The 21,885-nt window shown below is 53.1% G+C and carries 20 protein-coding genes and 6 tRNA genes; 22 read left to right on the top strand and 4 right to left on the bottom strand.

Annotation, left to right across the window (positions count from 1 at the left end; translation table 11 throughout):
* The first annotated feature begins 176 nt into the window (after positions 1-176).
* From asnB to K6K13_RS06245, 7 genes are all read left to right on the top strand, one after another.
* Positions 177-1,838 (top strand): asparagine synthase B, encoded by a 1,662-nt coding sequence (gene asnB, locus K6K13_RS06275; protein ID WP_222160004.1) that lies wholly within the window; start codon positions 177-179, stop codon positions 1,836-1,838.
* 245 nt (positions 1,839-2,083) lie between these two features.
* A tRNA-Met gene (locus tag K6K13_RS06270) sits at positions 2,084-2,160 on the top strand.
* A 9-nt stretch (positions 2,161-2,169) separates the two neighbouring features.
* Positions 2,170-2,254 (top strand) — tRNA-Leu (locus K6K13_RS06265).
* 40 nt (positions 2,255-2,294) lie between these two features.
* Positions 2,295-2,369, top strand: a tRNA-Gln gene (locus tag K6K13_RS06260).
* Between the two features lie 29 nt (positions 2,370-2,398).
* Positions 2,399-2,473: transfer RNA gene (locus K6K13_RS06255), tRNA-Gln, on the top strand.
* A gap of 69 nt (positions 2,474-2,542) precedes the next feature.
* Positions 2,543-2,619 (top strand) — tRNA-Met (locus K6K13_RS06250).
* 6 nt (positions 2,620-2,625) lie between these two features.
* Positions 2,626-2,700, top strand: a tRNA-Gln gene (locus K6K13_RS06245).
* 134 nt (positions 2,701-2,834) lie between these two features.
* Here the strand turns inward: K6K13_RS06245 and K6K13_RS06240 are convergent.
* The 3 genes from K6K13_RS06240 to ubiF all read right to left on the bottom strand — a co-directional run bounded on the left by K6K13_RS06240 (position 2,835) and on the right by ubiF (position 4,968).
* Positions 2,835-3,074, bottom strand: coding sequence for a hypothetical protein (locus K6K13_RS06240; protein ID WP_222160003.1), 240 nt, complete (start codon positions 3,072-3,074; stop codon positions 2,835-2,837).
* 307 nt (positions 3,075-3,381) lie between these two features.
* Complete coding sequence (locus K6K13_RS06235) at positions 3,382-3,711, bottom strand: SMR family transporter (protein ID WP_222160002.1); 330 nt, start codon at positions 3,709-3,711, stop codon at positions 3,382-3,384.
* A gap of 75 nt (positions 3,712-3,786) precedes the next feature.
* Positions 3,787-4,968, bottom strand: a complete 1,182-nt coding sequence (gene ubiF, locus K6K13_RS06230; protein ID WP_222160001.1) for a 3-demethoxyubiquinol 3-hydroxylase — start codon at positions 4,966-4,968, stop codon at positions 3,787-3,789.
* A gap of 209 nt (positions 4,969-5,177) precedes the next feature.
* On the opposite strand from ubiF, the gene miaB reads away from it, so the two are divergent.
* The 9 genes from miaB to K6K13_RS06185 all read left to right on the top strand — a co-directional run bounded on the left by miaB (position 5,178) and on the right by K6K13_RS06185 (position 14,974).
* Positions 5,178-6,602 (top strand): tRNA (N6-isopentenyl adenosine(37)-C2)-methylthiotransferase MiaB, encoded by a 1,425-nt coding sequence (gene miaB / locus K6K13_RS06225; RefSeq protein ID WP_222160000.1) that lies wholly within the window; start codon positions 5,178-5,180, stop codon positions 6,600-6,602.
* A 432-nt stretch (positions 6,603-7,034) separates the two neighbouring features.
* On the top strand, positions 7,035-8,117 hold the full coding sequence (locus K6K13_RS06220; RefSeq protein ID WP_222159999.1) for a PhoH family protein: 1,083 nt from the start codon (positions 7,035-7,037) through the stop codon (positions 8,115-8,117).
* Positions 8,114-8,581, top strand: coding sequence for an rRNA maturation RNase YbeY (gene ybeY / locus K6K13_RS06215; RefSeq protein WP_222159998.1), 468 nt, complete (start codon positions 8,114-8,116; stop codon positions 8,579-8,581). The genes K6K13_RS06220 and ybeY overlap by 4 nt, the downstream gene beginning before the upstream one ends.
* Before the next feature lie 286 nt (positions 8,582-8,867).
* Positions 8,868-9,746, top strand: coding sequence for a CNNM family magnesium/cobalt transport protein CorC (gene corC / locus K6K13_RS06210; protein WP_222159997.1), 879 nt, complete (start codon positions 8,868-8,870; stop codon positions 9,744-9,746).
* Positions 9,747-9,753: 7 nt separating this feature from the next.
* Entirely contained in the window at positions 9,754-11,283 is a 1,530-nt protein-coding gene (gene lnt / locus K6K13_RS06205) for an apolipoprotein N-acyltransferase (protein WP_222159996.1), read from the top strand.
* Between the two features lie 438 nt (positions 11,284-11,721).
* Entirely contained in the window at positions 11,722-12,621 is a 900-nt protein-coding gene (locus K6K13_RS06200; RefSeq protein ID WP_222159995.1) for an amino acid ABC transporter substrate-binding protein, read from the top strand.
* Positions 12,622-12,834: 213 nt separating this feature from the next.
* Positions 12,835-13,575 (top strand): amino acid ABC transporter permease, encoded by a 741-nt coding sequence (locus K6K13_RS06195; protein WP_222159994.1) that lies wholly within the window; start codon positions 12,835-12,837, stop codon positions 13,573-13,575.
* Positions 13,575-14,252, top strand: coding sequence for a glutamate/aspartate ABC transporter permease GltK (gltK, locus tag K6K13_RS06190; RefSeq protein ID WP_222159993.1), 678 nt, complete (start codon positions 13,575-13,577; stop codon positions 14,250-14,252). The genes K6K13_RS06195 and gltK overlap by 1 nt, the downstream gene beginning before the upstream one ends.
* Positions 14,249-14,974 (top strand): amino acid ABC transporter ATP-binding protein, encoded by a 726-nt coding sequence (locus K6K13_RS06185; protein ID WP_222159992.1) that lies wholly within the window; start codon positions 14,249-14,251, stop codon positions 14,972-14,974. The genes gltK and K6K13_RS06185 overlap by 4 nt, the downstream gene beginning before the upstream one ends.
* Positions 14,975-15,056: 82 nt before the next feature.
* On the opposite strand, the gene K6K13_RS06180 is transcribed toward K6K13_RS06185, so the two are convergent.
* Positions 15,057-15,542: a zinc ribbon-containing protein gene (locus K6K13_RS06180; RefSeq protein ID WP_222159991.1), complete on the bottom strand. Its 486-nt coding sequence runs from the start codon at positions 15,540-15,542 to the stop codon at positions 15,057-15,059.
* A gap of 485 nt (positions 15,543-16,027) precedes the next feature.
* Between K6K13_RS06180 and leuS the strand changes: the two genes are divergently transcribed.
* The 6 genes from leuS to rlmH all read left to right on the top strand — a co-directional run bounded on the left by leuS (position 16,028) and on the right by rlmH (position 21,866).
* A complete protein-coding gene (gene leuS, locus K6K13_RS06175) occupies positions 16,028-18,610 on the top strand; it encodes a leucine--tRNA ligase (protein WP_222159990.1) in 2,583 nt (860 codons plus the stop codon).
* Between the two features lie 14 nt (positions 18,611-18,624).
* Positions 18,625-19,182 (top strand): LPS assembly lipoprotein LptE, encoded by a 558-nt coding sequence (lptE, locus tag K6K13_RS06170; protein WP_222159989.1) that lies wholly within the window; start codon positions 18,625-18,627, stop codon positions 19,180-19,182.
* The gene (gene holA, locus K6K13_RS06165) at positions 19,179-20,216 is read left to right on the top strand and encodes a DNA polymerase III subunit delta (RefSeq protein ID WP_222159988.1); all 1,038 of its coding nucleotides are present in this window, start codon (positions 19,179-19,181) and stop codon (positions 20,214-20,216) included. The genes lptE and holA overlap by 4 nt, the downstream gene beginning before the upstream one ends.
* Positions 20,209-20,865 (top strand): nicotinate-nucleotide adenylyltransferase, encoded by a 657-nt coding sequence (gene nadD, locus K6K13_RS06160; RefSeq protein WP_222159987.1) that lies wholly within the window; start codon positions 20,209-20,211, stop codon positions 20,863-20,865. The genes holA and nadD overlap by 8 nt, the downstream gene beginning before the upstream one ends.
* Positions 20,866-21,076: 211 nt before the next feature.
* Positions 21,077-21,394: a ribosome silencing factor gene (gene rsfS, locus K6K13_RS06155; RefSeq protein WP_222159986.1), complete on the top strand. Its 318-nt coding sequence runs from the start codon at positions 21,077-21,079 to the stop codon at positions 21,392-21,394.
* A gap of 1 nt (position 21,395) precedes the next feature.
* A complete protein-coding gene (rlmH, locus tag K6K13_RS06150; RefSeq protein ID WP_222159985.1) occupies positions 21,396-21,866 on the top strand; it encodes a 23S rRNA (pseudouridine(1915)-N(3))-methyltransferase RlmH in 471 nt (156 codons plus the stop codon).
* The last annotated feature ends 19 nt before the right edge of the window (positions 21,867-21,885 follow it).

Below are 21,885 nucleotides of genomic sequence, written 5' to 3'. Positions count from 1 at the left end.
TGCCAAAGGCTTTTTTCATTAAATGATATTGAATTCAAGTGGCATTTTGATGCTAAATCATTGTCATTGGTACCGCAGAAGGCAACGCGAACCGTTGTGGCATTGTCCCACTCAAGGTTGCTGACGCCATAACCGTGTTATTTCACTTCAGACAGGTGAGCAAGAGGGAGTTCTTTATGTGTTCTATTTTTGGTGTGTTGGATATCAAAACCGATCCGGTTGAATTGCGTAAAAAAGCGCTGGAGCTGTCTCGGCTGATGCGCCATCGCGGCCCGGACTGGTCTGGTATTTATGCCAATGAAAAAGCGATTTTGGCCCACGAACGTCTGTCTATCGTTGACGTCAACACCGGTGCCCAACCGCTCTACAACCAGGCACACACCCATATTCTGGCTGTCAACGGTGAAATCTATAACCATCAGGCACTGCGCCAGCAGTACGGCGACCGTTATGCCTTCCAGACCGGTTCTGACTGCGAAGTCATTTTGGCACTGTACCAGGAAAAAGGGCCGGAATTCTTAGACGATCTGCGCGGCATGTTCGCTTTTGCCCTGTATGACAGTGAAAAAGACGCATACCTGATTGGTCGTGACCATTTGGGCATTATCCCGCTGTATATGGGCTACGACGAACACGGCAACCTGTACGTGGCCTCGGAAATGAAAGCGCTGGTGCCAGTATGCCCCACCATCAAGGAATTCCCGGCAGGCAGCTACCTGTGGAGCAAAGACGGTGAAATTCGCGAATACTACCGTCGTGACTGGTTCGACTACGATGCCGTCAAAGACAACGTGACCGACAAAGAAGCGCTGCGTGAAGCGTTGGAAGAATCGGTGAAAAGCCACCTGATGTCCGATGTGCCTTACGGCGTACTGCTCTCTGGCGGCTTGGACTCTTCCGTTATTTCCGCGATCACCAAGAAATTTGCCGCACGCCGCGTGGAAGACGACGAGCGCAGCGAAGCCTGGTGGCCGCAGTTGCACTCTTTCGCCGTTGGTCTGGAAGGTGCACCGGATCTGAAAGCCGCGCAGGAAGTGGCAGAGCATTTGGGCACAGTGCACCATGAAATTCATTTCACCGTGCAGGAAGGTCTGGATGCCATTCGCGACGTGATTTATCACATCGAAACCTATGACGTCACCACCATTCGTGCGTCTACCCCGATGTATCTGATGTCACGTAAAATCAAAGCGATGGGCATCAAAATGGTGCTGTCCGGTGAAGGCTCTGATGAAGTGTTCGGGGGTTACCTGTACTTCCACAAAGCGCCTAACGCCAAAGAGCTGCACGAAGAAACGGTACGTAAGCTGCTCGCGCTGCATCAATACGATTGCGCGCGTGCCAACAAGGCCATGTCCGCCTGGGGCGTGGAAGCGCGTGTACCGTTCCTGGATAAAAAATTCCTGGATGTAGCAATGCGCATCAACCCTCAGGACAAAATGTGCGGCAACGGGAAAATGGAGAAACACATTCTGCGTGAATGTTTTGAATCCTACCTGCCACACAGCGTCGCCTGGCGTCAGAAAGAGCAGTTCTCTGATGGCGTAGGGTATAGCTGGATTGACACGCTGAAAGAAGTAGCAGCAAAACAGGTTACCGATCAGCAACTGGAAACTGCCCACTTCCGTTTCCCGTACAACACGCCGACCTCCAAAGAAGGCTACTTGTATCGCGAAATCTTCGAAGAGCTGTTCCCGGTACCGAGCGCCGCAGAATGCGTGCCTGGAGGCCCTTCTGTCGCCTGTTCTTCGGCAAAAGCGATCGAATGGGATGAATCCTTCAAAAAGATGGACGATCCGTCAGGTCGTGCGGTTGGCGTTCACCAATCAGCATACTGAGCGTAGCCCTTATAGAACATTGCCTTATGGTAATTGTCTCGAATAAAAACGGGCCCTTTATGGGCCCGTTTTTTTCCCTTTTGTCGCAGGAAAACCTGTTTTATTGTCGCTTTTCTCATCATACTGTTCACAACCCAAACAAACGAACCGTCACAGGCGTTTTTAGGGAAAAAATGTGTTGACGCAATTCGGCCAACTACGCATAATGCGCCCCGCAACGCCGATGAAGGTGACGCGGAAAAGATGGCTACGTAGCTCAGCTGGTTAGAGCACAGCACTCATAATGCTGGGGTCACAGGTTCGATTCCCGTCGTAGCCACCATATTTTCTTGCGGGAGTGGCGAAATTGGTAGACGCACCAGATTTAGGTTCTGGCGCCGCAAGGTGTGCGAGTTCAAGTCTCGCCTCCCGCACCATTCCTTCACGGTGGTTAAGCAACAAGGCATGTTAGGGTATTGGGGTATCGCCAAGCGGTAAGGCACCGGTTTTTGATACCGGCATTCCCTGGTTCGAATCCAGGTACCCCAGCCACCTTAATGCCGCATCAGATTGCACGTTGTTGGGGTATCGCCAAGCGGTAAGGCACCGGTTTTTGATACCGGCATTCCCTGGTTCGAATCCAGGTACCCCAGCCATGTAATTGATGCTATGTGATTGAAGTTAAAAGTTTTTATTGAAAAGCAAAAAACCAAGATGTACTATTTGGCTACGTAGCTCAGCTGGTTAGAGCACAGCACTCATAATGCTGGGGTCACAGGTTCGATTCCCGTCGTAGCCACCACATTTTTGGGGTATCGCCAAGCGGTAAGGCAGTGGATTCTGATTCCACCATTCCGAGGTTCGAATCCTCGTACCCCAGCCAAAAAAACGCTGGTAACACAGCGAGAAACAGGGCGACAGTCGAAAGACGTCGCCCTGTTTGCTTTTGTGCATGATTCAATAAACGATTAAAGGCCACCGGGCGGTAACCCGGTGGCCTTAGTTACGTTTCCGGCATTATGTCAGGAAAATGCGGATCAGCGCCAAAAAGGCTAACAGCGCCTTTAGAACGATGATCGCCGATTCTACAATCGCTCTCATCCGTTTGCTCCCGTTGGGAGCGCGATTCCCCTGATCGTTACCTTTACGCTGCCTGCACGAAGGATTATCGCCTTTGTTAGTAACAATTGTCGCGCTCAGGCCAAGGTACCGAACCAGCACCACCTGTAACCCGGGCAGGTCTTTACCTCTCAACATGACGTGTTCTACATAACCATGGCTCTGGAACGCAACCGCACACTAACGACTAAAGAGTAAAAAGCGGTCCTGAGTAACACCATTAACGCACAGTAAACAGGCAAAAAAAAAACCCAACAGCGAAGTTGGGTTTTTTGCTTGCCAAGGGTGGTAGCCTCAGCATAGCGCGACAATCGTTACTAACGGATTGAGTCTACCTTCTCCATCGGCTAATGACAACACTACCAAGGTGACGATCGTAGCGAGAATGTTAAACCGCGATTCAACAAAAGAAGGCCACTTCGGTTTACCTGTCAACGATACCGTTTCAATGCGCCACCGACTTAGAAAACAGGTTAATCACAATCACGCCCAGGATAATCAGTAACATCCCCAGTATCGCCGGCAAATCGAGCTTTTGGCCGTAAAATAGCCAGCTCACCGTGGCGATCAGCACAATCCCAACCCCAGACCAGATGGCATAAATAATGCCAGTTGGCAGCGTGCGCATGGTCAGAGAGAGGCAATAGAACGACACACCATAAAAGATCACAGTAATGATGCTGGGCATTAAACGACTAAAGCCGTCCGAAAGCTTGAGCGCCGAAGTGGCGATCACCTCTGCCACAATGGCGAGAGAAAGAAACAGATACGTCATAAACAACCGCTACCTTACAGAATTGCGCCAAGCGCTTTAGATATCGACAACTGCCACCACACTAACTCCCGCGCATTACACACCGATGGCATATTTCAGCGCCAGCGTTTTGAGATGTCCTGCGCGTTCAGCAGCCAGCAATGCCATGTTTCTGGCAAAGGTTAACGGCGGTAAATTATTGCTAAACGCGTTATAAAACAGGTCCATGCCATTTTGCATTAACACGTTATCGGCCTTACGCCGACGCTGATAGCGCAGCAAAACGGCTTCACTGTGCCAGCACTCCCCTGCATCCCGCGCGCCAGTGACCACATCAATCAACGCGTCGACGTCACGATAGCCGAGATTCACGCCCTGCCCGGCGAGTGGATTAATGGTATGGGCGGCATCGCCCACCAAGGCGACGCCTTCAGCCACATACCGTTGTGCATGCCGACGCACCAGCGGGAACGCACCGGCGGCAACCGACTTCACGGACCCCAACCGCGCGGGAAAGGTTTCTGCAATCGCGTTATCCAGTTGCGGCAACGACAGTGATTGGAGTTGACGAATGCGGCGCGGACTGTCATACCACGCCAGCGCACCCCATGACCCAAACAGCGGCAAAAATGCGCGCGGCCCCTGAGTGGTAAACTGCTGCCAGGTACAATCCTGTTGAGGTTGCTGGGTATCCACGGCAACCAACATACACGATTGCCGATACTGCCACCCATTGATGCCGATACCCGCCCACTGGCGCACACGCGAGTTCGCACCATCCGCGCCGAGCACCAAAGGCGCACTCAATGTCTCTCCGCTCTCCAGCGCGATATGCCAGCTCGCCGGCGTGCGAACCATGCTGCGTATCTGCGCGGGGCAGCGAATATCACACCGCTGCAGCTCAGCCAGGCATTGCCACAATGCCAGTTGCAATACCCGATTTTCCACCATAAATCCCAATTCGGGCAGGTGCAGGTCGGCAGCGCTGAAAGCAACGCGTGCATCATCCCATTCCCAGGTTTCCAACCGACGATAAGGCGCACAGCGCATCTGCTCAACGCCCGACCATGCTCCCAACGACTTTAACAGTGCAACAGAGGCATATCCCAGCGCTGACACCCGAATATCCGGTACGCCGTCGTCTATAAAGGCAGCGGGGGCCGTCTGCTCCAACACCGCGACCTGAAAACCGTTGCGCGCGAGCCCGAGCGCGACTGCGGCACCGACCATCCCGCCACCGACCACGATGGCATCATACCGTTGATTTATTCCGTTCATCGTGCCTAAACCGACTCAAACTGTGTGACTGATAGGCACAGTGTACTGGATTTTCGACGACCGCGTTGACTCTGCGAAAAAACGCTCAACAAATTTCGCGCGCTGGTCACAACCGCAGCAAAAGATTACAATACGTGCCCCGTCCGTATTTCCGGGCATCTATGATTTGGTAATACGCTTTTTCACCCGCACTGAGTAATGACAAGTCGATGACAAAGAAACTGCACATTAAAACCTGGGGCTGTCAGATGAATGAATACGATTCATCCAAGATGGCTGACCTGCTGGAAAGTACGCACGGTTATGAGCTGACCGAGGTGGCCGAAGAGGCTGACGTTCTGCTGCTGAATACCTGTTCTATCCGTGAAAAGGCACAGGAAAAAGTTTTCCATCAACTTGGCCGCTGGAGAGCGCTGAAAGAGAACAATCCCGACCTGATTATTGGTGTGGGCGGTTGTGTTGCTTCTCAGGAAGGCGAGCATATTCGCGAACGCGCCAGCTATGTCGATCTGATTTTTGGCCCACAAACGCTGCACCGCCTGCCAGAAATGATTAACCACGTTCAGGGCACACGTAGCCCGGTGGTGGATATCAGCTTCCCGGAAGTTGAAAAATTTGACCGACTGCCGGAACCGCGTGCCGAAGGACCAACGGCGTTTGTTTCTATCATGGAAGGGTGCAACAAATACTGCTCATTTTGCGTGGTGCCTTATACGCGCGGTGAAGAAGTCAGCCGCCCTTGTGACGACGTCTTATATGAAATTGCGCAGTTGGCCGCACAAGGGGTACGCGAAGTTAACCTGTTGGGTCAAAACGTCAACGCCTATCGTGGCGAAAATTTTGATGGCAGCATCTGCTCGTTTGCCGATTTGCTGCGTCTGGTGGCCGCGATAGACGGTATCGACCGCGTGCGCTTTATCACCAGTCACCCGATTGAATTTACCGACGATATCATTAGCGTCTATGAAGATACGCCAGAGTTGGTGAGCTTCCTTCATCTGCCGGTGCAAAGCGGTTCCGATCGTATTCTGACCATGATGAAACGTCGCCATACCGCGTTGGAATACAAAGCCATTATTCGTAAACTGCGCAGCGCGCGACCGGATATTAATATTAGCTCCGACTTTATAATCGGCTTCCCCGGTGAAACCCAGGAAGATTTTGAACAAACCATGAAACTGATTGGTGACGTCAATTTTGATATGAGTTTTAGCTTTATCTACTCTGCGCGTCCGGGGACACCCGCCGCAGACATGGTTGATGATGTCAGCGAAGAAGAAAAAAAGCAGCGCCTGTATATTCTGCAAGAACGTATCAGCCAGCAGGCAATGCAGTTCAGCCGTCGTATGTTAGGCAGCATCCAACGTATTTTGGTGGAAGGAACATCACGTAAAAGCGTGATGGAACTGTCAGGCCGCACGGAAAATAACCGCGTGGTTAACTTCGAAGGCACCCCGGATATGATCGGTAAGTTCGTTGACGTTGAAATTGTCGACGTTCGTCCGAATTCACTGCGCGGAGTGGTTGTCAAAACCGAAGACCAGATGGGCCTGCGCATCAGCGAATCTCCTGCCTCCGTGATTGCGCGTACTCGTAAAGAGAATGATATCGGCGTTGGCCTCTACCAGCCCTGATGAATGCGCTGCACGGGCGATGTCCTCGCCCGTGCACTTACCTGCCGCACACTGTCATATACCCTACATACTTCGAGTTGCAGGACAAAACGTTAACGTTGTGAACCGCGTTTGCGCTGGTCCTTTAAGGCGAGGCTGATTGATAAGTCTCGTAACGCGGCAAGCGAATGAATCCCGATGCGCTTACTCAGGTCAGTGATTCGGGTGACAACTCTGCCGGGAGCCGATTTGAACGGCCTCGTAAGAGGTGAGGCCCAGGAATGGGCCGAATAACGAACGCCGCCTACGCCTCTGCAACTTGAAGTATGACGGGTATGACCATATTGCCACTTGCACCTTTCCCTATTACCGATAAATAATTCAATCATCATCTCGCACTTTATTGTTCTCATCACTCACGATGACGAGCCTTGATATACCAAGAGGAATAATTTGAACGTTACGATAAAAGAGATTGCCCTCGAACCTGCTGATAATAAACGCCTGCTCAACTTGTGTGGCCACTTTGATATTAATATCAAACAGTTAGAGCGCCGCCTCGGAATCGAAATCAACCGTCGAGACAATAAATTCAAACTGGTCGGAAAAGGGCTGTGCATTGAGGCGGCGGCAGACATTCTGCAACGTCTCTATGTTGATACCGCCCCCGTGCGCGGCGTGGAAGGGGATATTGACCCCGAGCAGATTCATTTGGCAATCAAAGAATCGGGCGTGCTGGAGCAAAGCGCCGAGAGCGTGCCGGATTTTGGCAAGGCGATCAACATTCGCACTAAACGCGGCATCATCAAGCCACGCACGCCGAATCAGGCGCAGTATATCGCCAACATACTCGACCACGATATTACCTTCGGTGTAGGTCCTGCGGGTACAGGGAAAACCTATCTGGCCGTCGCGGCGGCGGTGGATGCGCTCGAGCGTCAGGATATCCGCCGCATTTTGTTAACACGCCCGGCCGTTGAAGCGGGAGAAAAACTCGGCTTTCTGCCCGGTGATTTGAGCCAAAAGGTCGATCCTTATCTGCGCCCGCTCTACGATGCGTTATTCGAAATGCTGGGGTTTGAGCGCGTGGAAAAACTCATTGAGCGTAACGTGATTGAAGTAGCGCCGTTGGCCTATATGCGCGGTCGCACGCTGAACGATGCCTTCATCATCCTCGATGAGAGTCAGAACACCACGATCGAACAGATGAAGATGTTCCTGACCCGTATTGGCTTCAACTCCAAGGCCGTCATCACCGGCGACATCACCCAGATTGACCTGCCACGCAATATCAAATCGGGGCTACGCCACGCCATCGACGTATTGGCCGATGTGGAAGAGATCAGCTTTAACTTCTTTCACAGTGAAGATGTGGTACGCCATCCTGTGGTCGCACGCATCGTAAATTCCTATGAAGCCTGGGAAGAAGCTGACCAGAAACGTCGTGCCGCGCAGGCAGAAGAGCGTAAACGCGAAGCACAAGCCGTCAGTACACCCGCCGCGTCAGAGGCAGGTGATAAGCAGGAGTCACAATGAGTCAGGTTATTCTCGATTTACAAATCGCCAGCGACAATACAGCAGGACTGCCGAGCGAACAGGATTTTCAGCGTTGGCTGGAGGCGGTACTGCCGCAGTTTCAGCCAGAAGCGGAAGTGACCATTCGTATCGTCGATGAAGCGGAAAGCCATGAGCTGAATCACACCTATCGCGGCAAAGACAAACCCACCAACGTGCTCTCTTTTCCCTTTGAAGCACCGCCGGAAGTCGAACTGCCGTTATTGGGCGATCTGATCATTTGTCGCCAGGTGGTGGAACAGGAAGCCATTGAACAGCAAATAACCGCAGACGCCCACTGGGCACATATGGTGATACACGGTTGCCTGCATCTGCTGGGTTATGATCATATCGAGGACGACGAAGCGGAAGAGATGGAAGCATTGGAAACCGATATCATGCAACAAATGGGCTATGCGGACCCTTATCTGTCCGAGAAAGAGTAAGCCGATACACCAGCAAGTTGAAGTATCACGGGTATATTCTGTTATTATGAAAAATACAGTAGATTACGATAAGCCTCGGTATTTTTCTTGATGGCGCACTTTTCGCTATGATGCCGTCTTCGTCATCATAGCGTAACGGCGTTATGGTTAAACATAACGCCACGCGCGGTTATCACCGTGCACCTTTATGTCAACCCGCCCGCGCGCCTGATGGTCTTAACAGCGCATGCCCCTTTTGCGTGGTTGATGATGATTGACTAACCAGAGAGACAGTAAATAAAACGCCATGAGCGACGACCATTCTCAAAACAGCGATAGCCCCAGTCCCAAGAAAGGATTCTTCTCACTGATCCTTAATCAGCTTTTTCATGGTGAACCCAAGGATCGTAGTGACCTCCTCGCCTTTATCCGAGATTCCGAACAAAACGATCTGATCGATCCAGACACCCGCGACATGCTCGAAGGGGTGATGGATATCGGGGAGCAACGCGTACGGGATATCATGATACCCCGTTCGCAGATGATCACTCTGAAGCACAATCAAACGCTGGAAGAGTGTTTGGATGTGATTATCGAATCAGCGCATTCGCGTTTTCCGGTGATCAGCGAAGATAAGGACCACATTGAAGGCATCCTGATGGCCAAGGATCTGCTGCCGTTTATGCGCAGCGATGCTGAGCCGTTCAGCATGGAACAGGTGCTGCGTCCCGCGGTCGTAGTGCCGGAAAGCAAACGCGTGGATCGCATGCTGCATGAGTTCCGTTCGCTGCGTTACCACATGGCTATCGTCATCGATGAGTTTGGCGGTGTTTCTGGTCTGGTCACCATTGAAGATATTCTTGAGCTGATCGTTGGCGAAATTGAAGATGAGTACGACGACGAAGAAGATCGCGATATCCGCCAACTGAACCGACATACCTACACCGTCCGTGCGTTAACACTGATTGAAGATTTCAACGAGGTGTTTGGCACCCAGTTCAGCGATGAAGAAGTGGACACCATCGGCGGGCTGGTGATGCAGGCCTTCGGCCATCTGCCAGCGCGTGGTGAAACCATCGACATCAACGGTTACCTGTTCAAAGTTGCCATGGCGGACAGCCGACGTATTATTCAGACTCATGTCAGAATCCCTGACGAGGCGCCTCAACCAACACTGGAACCTTAATTCGACAATGTCTGTCATGTCTGTTTTACGACGCCAACGGGTGCGCATCCTGTTGGCGCTGTTCTGCGGTGCCTGGGGCACCCTGGCGTTTTCACCGTTTGATTTCTGGCCTGCCGCGCTGGTTTCGCTATGCGGATTGCAAGCCCTGACGTTGAACAGAACCTGGCGGCAATCCGCCGCCATTGGTTTTAGCTGGGGCTTTGGCCTGTTTGGCAGCGGCGTGAACTGGGTGTACGTCAGCATCGCCGAGTTCGGTGGCATGCCGGAAGCCGTTAACGTGTTTCTGGTGGTGCTGCTGGCGCTCTATTTATCGCTTTACCCCGCGATCTTCTCGGGACTGTTAACACGTATATGGCCGCGAACGACGCTGGTGCGCCTGATCGTGGTCGCGCCAGTCCTGTGGCAGTTCACTGAGTGGTTGCGCGGTTGGGTACTCACCGGCTTTCCCTGGCTGCAATTTGGCTACAGCCAGATTGACGGCCCGCTACAAGGCCTGGCGCCACTGCTTGGGGTTGATGGTATCAACCTCTTGTTGGTCATCATTGCCGGCCTGCTGGTGTTCGGTACCACACGCCGCAAAACCATCCCGCTTTACTGCGCCATTGCGTTGCTGCTGCTTCCCTGGCCGTTGAAGTTTATCCACTGGTTTACGCCTCAACCTGAGCGCGCGGTCAACGTTGCATTAGTGCAAGGCAATATTGCCCAGGCCCAAAAATGGGATCCCAACGCGCTGCAACAGATTCTGAATATCTACCGCGACGCCACGCTGCCTTATCTGGATAAAGCACCGATCGTTATCTGGCCAGAATCGGCCATCCCTGATATAGAAACGCGTCAGCAAGACTACTTGCAGTACATCGACGACTTGCTGCGTGCACACAGCAGCAGTCTGGTCACCGGCGTTGTGGATGCACGCCGCCGCACAAACGAGCAGGTTGACTTCTACAACAGCATTATCGTGCTGGGCGGCAGCGAACCGTACCGTTATCCCAGCACCAACCGCTATAACAAGAATCATCTGGTGCCGTTTGGTGAATTTGTTCCTCTGGAAACACTGCTCCGCCCGTTAGCACCGTTCTTCGATCTGCCGATGTCTTCGTTCAGCCGTGGTCCTTACCAACAGCCTCAGCTCACGGTCAACGGCATACGGATGACAGCCACGGTGTGCTATGAAATTATTCTCGGTCAACAAGTACGCGATAATTTCCGGCCTGATACCGATATGCTGCTGACTATTTCAAACGATGCCTGGTTTGGTCGTTCTATCGGCCCATGGCAACATTTCCAGATGGCCCGCATGCGTGCTCTGGAGTTAGGGCGTCCACTGCTGCGTGCGACCAACAATGGCGTGACAGCCGTTATCGGCCCACAGGGTGAGATCAGTGCCGAACTGCCGCAGTTTACGCGCAAAGTGCTGCTTACCAAGGTGACACCGACCACCGGCATCACCCCTTACGCCCGCTTCGGCGCCTGGCCAATGTGGATCATTCTCGCCGTGCTGGCCGGTATAGCCTGCGTCATTCGCCTGCGGCGTTAACGCGACCACCGGCAGGCGCGGCCTGCCGGTTTCTCATCAATCCCCACCATACCTTTGTGTAATACCCGCCATCGCCCATTTGCACAATTGGCACATCATTTGCTTGTTATTCATTGAATAACAGAGTGTAACGGGATGATTCCGTTGTTTGTTCTCTGAAAACCAGCGAAAAAGCACCCTGATGGGGCAATCAGCGCACCAAAATAGTGCTAAACGATTTTAGTGCAGTGATTTAGTGCAGTTGAGTTCTCAAAAGACAAACAAATTTATTTCATTTTGTTCACAATCGGCTATTTTTTAAAGATAAAGGCAAGTACTCGCTCTTTTATGGTGCATACCCTGTCGCACCCGGGAGAGCGCTCTATCGGCATGATTGAATTCGCAACCGCCTTAGCGTCATAGCGACTGCCGTCATCACAACAGCAAAGGAGTTACAACATGCAAATGCGTAAACTGGCACTGTCACTGCTTCTGATTGGTACAGCCGCAAGCAGCCTGGCTCATGCAGAAGAATTAACGGGGACGCTCAAAAAAATCAAAGAAAATGGCGTCATCGTTGTAGGCCACCGTGAGTCTTCCGTGCCATTTTCCTACTATGACAACCAGCAGAAAGTGGTTGGTTACTCTCAGGATTACTCGAACAAAATTGTCGATGCGGTAAAAGCGAAAATTGGCGTTGCCGATCTTCAGGTCAAACTGATCCCGATCACGTCTCAGAACCGTATCCCGTTGCTGCAAAACGGCACCTTTGATTTTGAATGTGGTTCCACCACCAACAACCTGGAACGCCAGCAACAAGCGGCTTTCTCCAATACCATCTTTATCGTTGGTACGCGTCTGCTGACTAAAAAAGACTCTGGTATTAAAGACTTCCCGGATCTGGCAGGCAAAACCGTGGTGGTTACCTCCGGCACCACCTCTGAGAAATTGCTGAATAAGCTGAACGAAGAGAAAAAACTGGATATGCGCATCATCAGTGCCAAAGACCATGGCGATGCCTTCCGCACCATGGAAACCGGCCGTGCCGTTGCCTTTATGATGGATGATGCGTTGCTGGCTGGTGAACGCGCCAAAGCCAAACAGCAGAGCGACTGGGTGATCGTCGGTACCGCACAATCCGAAGAAGCTTATGGCTGTATGCTGCGTAAAGACGACCCGCAGTTCAAAAAACTGGTTGATGACACCATCGCGACGTTGCAAACCTCCGGTGAAGCGGAAAAATCCTTTGATCGCTGGTTCAAACAGCCAATTCCGCCTAAAGATCTCAACATGAACTTCGATTTGTCAGCAGAAATGAAGGCGCTGTTCACAGCCCCTAACAATAAAGCATTAAACTAACAACAAGTGAAAACAAGGGCAGACAGCTTGCCCTCGATTGTTGACTTGTGGCTGGACAGACAGGCGTCAGACGGTCGTTCCCCGTCTGGCGTCCCGGCCCACGCGGTGGATGTCGCAGGTGTTGATTAACCGCACTGCCCTCTCACCAATGGGTTATCGCCACTCATCAATCTTCAGGGTAGCTCTGCTACCCTTTTTTTACCGGATTTTGCTATGTCTATAGATTGGAACTGGGGTATTTTTTTACAAGCCGCCCCGTTCGGTAATACCACGTATCTTGGGTGGATTTGGTCTGGGTTGCAGGTCACTGTAGCGCTGTCCATTTGCGCCTGGATCATTGCCTTCGTTGTCGGCTCTGTTTTCGGCATTTTGCGCACCGTACCCAACCGGTTTCTGTCAGGTCTCGGCACCTGCTATGTGGAAATGTTCCGTAACGTTCCGCTTATCGTTCAATTTTTCGCTTGGTATCTGGTGGTTCCTGAATTGCTGCCGCAAAGCATCGGCATGTGGTTCAAGGCGGAGCTGGATCCCAACATTCAGTTTTTTGTCTCCTCCATGGTCTGTTTGGGCCTGTTTACCGCGGCTCGCGTCTGCGAGCAGGTGCGCGCAGGTATCCAATCCCTGCCGCGTGGCCAGAAAGCCGCTGCACTTGCCATGGGGCTAACGCTGCCGCAGACCTACCGCTACGTTCTGCTGCCCAATGCCTATCGCATTATCGTACCGCCCCTGACGTCTGAAATGCTCAACCTGGTGAAGAACTCGGCCATCGCCTCGACCATCGGGCTGGTGGATATGGCCGCACAGGCGAATAAACTGCTGGATTACTCTGCGCACGCCTATGAGTCCTTTACCGCCATCACGCTGGCGTATGTCGCGATTAACGCCATTATTATGCTGATCATGCAAGTGGTTGAGAAAAAGACCCGTTTGCCCGGCAATATGGGGAGTAAATAATGTACGAATTTGACTGGAGCTCCATTGCGCCAAGCATGCCCTACCTGCTGCAAGGGCTAGTGGTCACACTGAAAATCACGGTGATTGCCGTGGTGTTTGGCATCCTGTGGGGAACCGTATTGGCGGTGATGAGGCTGTCGACTTTCGCCCCGATCCGCTGGTTTGCCAAAGGTTATGTCAACATCTTCCGTTCCATCCCGTTGGTGATGGTATTGCTGTGGTTCTACCTTGTGGTTCCTAGCTTATTACAAAATGTGCTTGGGCTATCACCAAAAACGGATATTCGTCTGATCTCCGCTATGGTAGCCTTTTCGCTGTTTGAAGCCGCCTATTACTCTGAAATTATCCGTGCGGGCATACTCAGCATTTCACGCGGACAATCATCCGCTGCGTTGGCGCTCGGCATGACACAGTGGCAATCCATGAAGCTGGTGATCCTGCCGCAGGCGTTTCGCGCCATGGTCCCATTGCTCCTGACGCAAGGGATCGTTCTGTTTCAGGACACCTCGCTGGTGTATGTCCTGAGCCTGGCGGACTTCTTCCGCACCGCGTCAACCATTGGCGAGCGCGACGGAACCCAGGTGGAAATGGTGCTGTTTGCCGGGTTGGTTTATTTCGTTATCAGCATTAGCGCATCAATGCTGGTCAGTTACCTGAAAAGAAGGACTGTTCGATGATTACTCTAAAAAACGTTTCCAAATGGTATGGTCACTTTCAGGTGCTCTCCGATTGTTCAACAGAAGTGAAGAAAGGTGAAGTGGTGGTGGTATGCGGGCCATCAGGCTCGGGGAAATCCACGTTGATCAAAACCGTTAACGGCCTTGAACCCGTGCAACAAGGTCAGATTGACGTTAACGGCATCTCGGTTAACGACAAGAAAACCAATCTGGCGCAATTGCGTTCCAAAGTGGGCATGGTGTTTCAGCATTTTGAACTGTTTCCCCACCTTTCCATCATTGAGAACCTGACGTTGGCGCAGGTGAAAGTGCTTAAGCGTGACAAAGAGGTCGCGCGTGAAAAGGCCACCAAGTTGCTCAATCGCGTGGGGTTGTCCGCGCACGCTAACAAGTTTCCCGGCCAGCTTTCCGGCGGTCAGCAGCAGCGTGTCGCCATTGCGCGCGCACTCTGCATGGATCCGGTCGCTATGCTGTTTGATGAACCGACTTCTGCGCTCGATCCGGAAATGATCAACGAAGTACTGGATGTCATGGTCGAGCTGGCGCACGAAGGCATGACGATGATGGTCGTTACCCACGAAATGGGCTTTGCGCGCAAAGTGGCACACCGCGTCATCTTCATGGATGAAGGCAAAATTGTGGAAGATACGCCAAAAGACGAGTTCTTTAACAATCCTAAATCCGATCGCGCCAAAGATTTTCTGGCGAAGATCCTGCACTAAAGCATCATCTCGGATCGCGACATCAGGCGCTGCCTCTTTCGTTCCCGCGCAAGCGGGAACGTATTTCTGTTAAGCTACCCCGTCAGGGCTGAAAAGGTTGACGCTGAAACTGATCGTGCTCGCACTTCGGACAACGAGGCAGCACTTCCGGCGTATAGAATGCCACATGGTGATGACAGTTTTCGCACACCAAATTTCCCAACCCGACCACTTCACCACTGTGGTAAACGCCGTGATGACTGACATCTTTAAACAGCGCTTGCCATTCCAGCTGGGTTTTATCCGTGATATCCACCAGCTCTTGCCACAGACTCTCCTTGATAACACGCAGAAACACGCTATCGGATAAATCCTCTTCCTGGCTGTCCGTGTAACGCTGGGCAAATTCGGCCAAATCGCGCTCTACGGACTGAATAATGTCTTCGCGTTCGCGGTGGGTGAGGTCTTCACTGTCGTGCAAGCTTTCGCGGGCGTGTTGGAGCATCTGTGTCAGATCGCGTTCGCCGGCGCTTAAACGCGTCATGATGGAAGACATCAGCGCACGATAATGCCGAGCTTTCTTGTTCATGGTGCCTCCTGATTACGCGGATTGATTAACATTGACGGGGCAATGACGATACCTCTGTAGCTATCCCTCTCTATTTTAGACGGTTTTAAACACTATTCTTGCGCATCATTTCGCTTTGCCCCACTTTTTACCAACTTTGCGGCTTGCATCCCTATACCCTAAATATTTCGAGTTGCAGCAAGGCGGCAAGGGAGAGAATCCTGAATCGCCTACTCAGGTCAGTGATTCGGGTGACAAATCTGCCGGGAGCCGATTTGAACGCCGCGTGCGGCGGCCTCGTAACAGGTGAGGCCCAAGGATGGGCCGAATAACGCATGTAGCCAACGCACCTGCAAGGTGAAGTATGACGGGTATAAATCGGCGCTTAGGGTGCAGAGACGGTTGTTGCCAGCGCTGCTTATCAGCTATGCTATGCGGATCATTATGATGAATCGGAATACGCTACGGGTGTAGCGCTTCTTTACTCAATAGGACCCCTGGCTGCCATGCAAGAGCAATACCGCCCAGAAGAGATAGAAACTCGCGTCCAGCTTCACTGGCAAGAAAACAAAACGTTTAAAGTGACCGAAGAGCCCGGCAAGGAAAAGTACTACTGCCTTTCCATGCTCCCCTACCCTTCTGGCCGCCTACACATGGGGCACGTTCGTAATTACACCATCGGTGACGTTATTTCCCGCTATCAACGCATGTTGGGAAAAAACGTCCTGCAACCGATCGGGTGGGACGCTTTCGGCCTGCCGGCGGAAGGCGCTGCGGTAAAAAACAATACCGCACCGGCCCCCTGGACCTATGCCAACATCGATTACATGAAAAACCAGTTGAAGCTGTTGGGCTTTGGCTATGACTGGGATCGTGAAGTCGCCACCTGCAAACCCGATTACTACCGCTGGGAACAGTGGTTCTTCACCAAGCTGTATGAAAAAGGGTTGGTCTACAAGAAGACCTCTGCGGTGAACTGGTGCCCGAACGATCAGACGGTGCTGGCCAACGAGCAGGTTATCGATGGCTGCTGCTGGCGCTGTGACAGCAAAGTGGAGCGCAAAGAGATCCCGCAGTGGTTTATCAAAATCACCGATTACGCCGATCAGTTGCTCAACGATCTGGACACGCTGGAGAGCTGGCCGGAGCAGGTCAAAACCATGCAGCGTAACTGGATTGGCCGTTCTGAAGGGGTGGAAATCACTTTTGACGTGGCAGACAGCGCTGACAAGCTGACCGTCTACACCACGCGTCCAGATACCTTTATCGGTGCCACCTATGTCGCGGTAGCTGCCGCCCATCCGCTGGCGCTACGCGCCGCCGCCACTAACCCGGCGTTGACCGCCTTTATCGATGAATGCCGTAACACCAAAGTTGCCGAAGCAGATATGGCGACCATGGAGAAAAAGGGCATGGCGACAGGCCTGTTCGTGGTACATCCACTGACCGGCGAAAAACTGCCCGTGTGGGCAGCCAACTTCGTGCTGATGGATTACGGTACTGGCGCGGTAATGGCCGTTCCGGGCCACGACCAGCGCGACTGGGAATTTGCCACTAAATATCAGTTAACGATCAAACCCGTTATCCTGAACCTGGACGGCAGCGAACCCGATATCTCAGCGCAAGCCATGACCGAGAAAGGCGCCCTGTTCAACTCAGGCGAATTCAGCGGTCTGGATCACGAAGCGGGCTTTAACGCCATTGCTGACAAGCTGGTCGCACTCGGCGTTGGCGCACGCAAAGTCAACTATCGCCTGCGCGATTGGGGGGTTTCCCGTCAGCGTTACTGGGGCGCACCGATCCCGATGGTGACGTTGGAAGATGGCACTGTTATCCCGGCACCCGAAGATCAACTGCCGGTGATTCTGCCGGAAGACGTGGTGATGGATGGCATTACCAGCCCCATCAAGGCCGATCCCAACTGGGCGAAAACTACCGTCAACGGTCAGCCTGCACTGCGTGAAACCGATACCTTCGATACCTTTATGGAATCGTCCTGGTACTACGCGCGTTACACCTGCCCACAATACGATCAGGGTATGCTCGATCCTGCGGCGGCCAACTACTGGCTGCCGGTCGATCAATACGTGGGCGGTATCGAACACGCCATCATGCACCTGATGTATTTCCGTTTCTTCCACAAGCTGATGCGTGATGCGGGTCTGGTCACCTCCGATGAACCTGCCAAGCGTTTGTTGTGTCAGGGTATGGTGCTGGCTGATGCCTTCTACTACACCGGCAACAACGGCGAACGTATCTGGGTATCACCGTCTGATGTCACCGTGGAACGCGATGACAAAGGGCGCATCCTGAAAGCCTTCGACGCAGAAGGCCGCGAACTGGTGTATGCCGGGATGAGCAAGATGTCGAAATCGAAGAACAACGGTATCGACCCGCAGGTGATGGTAGAGAAATACGGTGCCGACACCGTGCGTCTGTTCATGATGTTCGCCTCTCCGGCAGAGATGACGCTGGAATGGCAGGAATCAGGCGTTGAAGGGGCTAACCGCTTCCTCAAACGCGTGTGGAAACAGGTTTACGACCACACGGAAAAAGGCGCTACCCATGCGCTGGATGTGGCCGCGCTGACGGAAGACCAAAAAGCACTGCGTCGCGATCTGCATAAAACCATCGCTAAAGTCACCGATGATATTGGTCGCCGTCAGACGTTCAACACGGCTATCGCCGCCGTGATGGAACTGATGAACAAGCTGGCCAAAGCGCCGCAAGAGAGCGAGCAGGATCGCGCGCTGACCCAGGAAGCATTGTTGGCCGTGGTGCGCATGCTGTATCCGTTCACACCGCACGCCTGCTTCACGCTGTGGCAGGCGCTGGGCGGCAATGGCGATATCGACACGGCTCCGTGGCCTGTCGCCGATGAAGACGCCATGGTGGAAGACTCAAAACTGGTCGTGGTGCAAGTGAACGGCAAGGTGCGCGGTAGAATTACCGTTGCCGCCGATGCCACGCAAGAGCAGGTTCAGGCACGTGCCGCACAGGAACATCTGGTGGCAAAATACCTGGAAGGCGTTACAGTACGTAAAGTCATTTACGTTCCGGGCAAACTGCTTAACCTGGTTGTCGGTTAAGCCAAGGAGGCACTGTGCGACATCGTTTATTCACGTTGTTGCTGGGGTTGGCGGTGTTGGTCACCGCCGGCTGCGGTTTTCATCTGCGTGGCACCACACAACTGCCCAGCGAATTGAAGGTATTAACGCTGACCAGTAACGATCCCTTTGGTCCGTTGACCCGAGCCATTCGCGATCGGTTGCGTGCCAGTGATGTACGAATCGAGGAAGACGCAGCGCGTCAGGATATCGCATCCCTGCGTATTCTCGGCGCCACGGAGACCAGAGACACTGTCTCTATTTTCCAGGACGGGACCACCGCAGAGTATCAGTTGGTACTGACCGTTCATGCGCAGGTACTGCTGCCGGGTGAGGATATTTATCCACTCTCGGTCACGGTGTTCCGCACCTTCTTTGATAACCCGCTCGCCGCGTTGGCAAAAGATGCCGAGCAGGACATTATACGTAAGGAGATGCGCCGTCAGGCTGCCGAGCAGTTAGTGCGTAAACTGGTGACCATCAATGGCAGTGATGAGGTGAAAAACCGTCAGCAACGTGCCGCCGCCATTAGCGCTAACAACGGGCGTTCATGATCCGCATCTATCCGGAACAGCTTGCCGCGCAGCTCAATGAAGGGCTGCGCGCTTGCTATCTGCTGCTTGGCAACGACCCACTGTTGTTGCAGGAAAGTCTGGATACGCTACGCCATCGCGCGCGTGAGCAGGGCTTCACCGAGCATTTCAGTTTCACACTCGATCAAAGCACCGATTGGGATGCTATTTTCAGCGTTTGTCAGGCACTCAGCCTGTTCGCTTCTCGGCAGAGCCTGCTGCTGCAACTGCCGGAAAACGGCCCCAACGCGGCCATGGCAGAAAATCTGGTCAAACTGGCTGGGCTGCTGCATCAGGACGTATTGCCTATTCTGCGCGGCAGCAAACTTACCAAAGCGCAAGAAAACAGCGCGTGGTATAAAGCACTGTCGCAAAACGGTGTAATCATCAACTGTTTAACACCAGAACAGGCGCAATTACCGCGCTGGGTGGCGCAACGCGCCAAGCAATGCAAACTGCAACTGGATGATGCCGCCACGCAACTGCTGTGTTACTGCTATGAAGGCAATCTTCTGGCGTTGATGCAGGCGCTGGAACGTCTGTCACTGCTCTATCCTGACGGCAAGCTCACGCTGCCACGGGTCGAGCAGGCGGTAAACGATGCCGCACATTTCACGCCGTTTCACTGGCTGGATGCCGTGCTGGCAGGTAAAAGCAAACGCGCCTGGCATGTGTTGCAACAGTTACAAGCAGAAGACAGCGAACCCGTGATTCTGCTACGCATACTGCAACGTGAGTTGACGCTGTTGGTCACCTTACAACGCAACATGGCGACGACACCGTTACGCACCCTGTTTGATCAGCATAAGGTGTGGCAAAATCGACGTACACTGCTCACTCAGGCACTTCAACGGCTCGATGGACGCCAGTTGCAACAAGCCATGCACCTGCTGACGCGCTTGGAACTGACGCTCAAACAGGATTATGGCCAATCCATCTGGCCAGAAATGCAAACGCTGACACTGTTATTGTGCGGCAAAGCGCTTGCGACGGGTATGGTCAACACCGATGACTAGCGCTACTCCCGCTAAATTGATCGCCTATTTCGGCGGCACTTTTGATCCGATTCATTATGGCCATTTACGCCCCGTCACCGCGTTGGCGGATGAAATAGGCGTAACGCGCATCACGCTGATGCCCAATAACGTACCGCCCCATCGCGAACAACCTGAAGCCACCGCGCAACAGCGAAAACGCATGGTGGAACTCGCCATCGCCGAGGCGCCGTTATTCAGCGTGGATGACCGTGAATTGCAGCGTGTAACACCGTCCTACACTATCGATACGCTGGAAACGCTCCGTGGCGAAATGGGTGATGACCAGCCGTTAGCGTTTATCATCGGACAGGATTCGCTGCTCACCTTGCACACGTGGCACCGTGGGCGCGATCTGCTTAACGTCTGTCATCTGTTGGTCTGCGCCCGCCCAGGTTATCGCACCACGCTGGACACGCCAGAACAGCAGGCGTGGCTGGAAGCGCACAGCGCTGAACATGCCGCCGCCCTCCACGCGCAACCGCACGGATTGATCTATCTGGCACATACGCCGTTGGTCACCATTTCAGCCACAGATATTCGCCAGCGCCGCCAAAAAGGTGAACCCTGTGACGACCTGGTTCCACCTGCCGTGCTGCATTTTATGGATGCTCACGACTTATACCGTTAACCCGCTTCCCACATACCACTCTCTCACCGGGCATGCTATACTCCGCCGCTGGTTTTTCAGTCCGGTAAAAAACGGTAAAGCGCGTTGTCTACGCCACCAAATGGGTCGTTAATACCCTGAAACACCAGCGGTGCGTCACGCATAAACACGCAACCTTTTTTATCCCGCCGGAGCACATTTCTCCGGATGAACCGCCAGGCAGGAGGAACCTTTGCAAGGCCAAGCACTCCAAGATTTTGTTATTGATAAAATAGATGATTTAAAAGGCCAGGATATCGTTGCGCTGAACGTGCGTTGCAAATCCAGCATTACCGACTGCATGATTATCTGCACCGGTACATCCAGCCGCCACGTCTCGTCTATCGCCGACCATGTGGTACAAGCCTCGCGCGCCGCCGGTATGATCCCGCTGGGCGTGGAAGGGCAGCAAAGTGCAGACTGGGTGGTTGTCGATCTCGGTGATGTCATGGTGCATGTGATGCAGGAAGAAAGCCGTCACCTGTACGAACTGGAAAAGTTGTGGAGCTAGTATGAGGCTGCAACTGGTCGCCGTTGGCACCAAAATGCCGGACTGGGTGCAGACAGGTTTTTCAGATTATCTGCGGCGTTTCCCCAAAGACATGCCCTTCGAGCTCACGGAGATCCCTGCCGGTAAACGGGGGAAGAATGCGGATATCAAACGCATTCTTGAGCGAGAAGGTGAACTGATGCTGGCAGCAGTGGGCAAAGGTAACCGTATTGTGACGCTGGATATTCCCGGTACACCGTGGGAAACCCCGCAGCTTGCCAGCCAGTTGGAACGCTGGAAGCAGGACGGGCGCGACGTCAGCCTGCTGATTGGCGGCCCAGAAGGGCTTGCCCCCGCGTGCAAAGCGGCAGCGGAGCAAAGCTGGTCGCTATCACCGTTAACGCTGCCGCACCCGCTGGTGCGCGTATTGGTGGCCGAGAGCCTGTATCGGGCGTGGAGCATCACCACCAATCACCCTTACCATAGAGAGTAAGACTGTACGATGAAACACA

This window comes from Symbiopectobacterium purcellii (assembly GCF_019797845.1).
GTDB lineage: Bacteria > Pseudomonadota > Gammaproteobacteria > Enterobacterales > Enterobacteriaceae > Symbiopectobacterium > Symbiopectobacterium purcellii.
The sequence above is the reverse complement of the archived record's forward strand: the minus strand, read 5'-3'. Positions and strand labels throughout refer to the sequence as shown.